This window comes from Ureibacillus manganicus DSM 26584 (assembly GCF_000772945.1).
GTDB classification, from domain to species: Bacteria; Bacillota; Bacilli; order Bacillales_A; family Planococcaceae; genus Ureibacillus; species Ureibacillus manganicus.
Genome location: NZ_JPVN01000062.1, coordinates 1 through 1,042 on the forward strand (window position 1 = coordinate 1; position 1,042 = coordinate 1,042).

1 protein-coding gene is annotated in these 1,042 nt (G+C 37.4%); it reads left to right on the forward strand.

The window, feature by feature from the left end; genetic code table 11:
• Nucleotides 1-37 precede the first annotated feature (37 nt).
• Nucleotides 38-1,042: group II intron reverse transcriptase/maturase (gene ltrA, locus CD29_RS19260; RefSeq protein WP_036190712.1), on the forward strand; the 1,005-nt coding region annotated here is incomplete at its 3' end.

Here is a 1,042-nt window from a genome sequence, read left to right on the forward strand (position 1 = left end):
TATTACTTACTACGTGAGAGGAAAAGGAGAAACGAGTGTGCAACTTTTAGAAAAGATTCTAAGCAATCAAAATATGAATGAAGCCTACTTACGTGTCTATAGAAATAAAGGTGCAAGTGGGGTCGATGGAATAACGGTCGACGAACTTAATCAGTATCTGAAAGAGAACAAGGATGAACTACGTCAGCGCATCAGAACTAGAAAATACCAACCACAAGCTGCCTTACGAGTGGAGATCCCAAAAGAAAATGGAAAGATGCGCAAACTAGGAATACCAACAGTAGTGGATAGAGTTGTTCAACAGGCAATTCATCAGGTACTCAGTCCGATATTTGAAAAAGAGTTTAGTGAATACAGTTACGGTTTTAGACCAAATAGAAGTTGTGAGATGGCAATCATAAAAAGCCTCGAATTTCTGAATGATGGATACGATTGGATAGTGGACATTGACCTTGAAAGATTTTTCGACACAGTCAACCATGATAAACTCATGCGAATCATATCCAATACAATCGATGATGGAGATGTCATTTCTTTAATAAGAAAATACTTGGTCAGTGGGGTCATGGTAAAGGGTAAATATGAAGAAACACCGATTGGAACTCCGCAAGGAGGAAACCTCAGTCCACTATTAAGTAACGTAATGTTGAATGAACTGGACAAGGAACTAGAAAGTAGAGGACTCCATTTCGTGAGATATGCGGATGACGCTCTTATCTTCGTGAAGAGTGAGAAAGCTGCAAATAGAGTGATGGAATCAGTCGTGAAGTTTATAGAAAAGAAATTAGGGCTGATAGTCAATGCAGAAAAGAGTAAAATCGCTCGTCCTAAGGACTTGAAATTCTTGGGTTTTGGATATTATTACGATTCAAAAAACAAGAAATATCAAGTGAGACCACATCCAATGTCAGTGCAGAAATTTAATAGGAAACTTCGACAATTAACAAAGCGAAACTGGAGCATTCCGTTAGATTATCGAATATTGAAACTAAAACAAGTCATATTCGGATGGGTAAATTATTTTAGAATCGCAAATATGAAA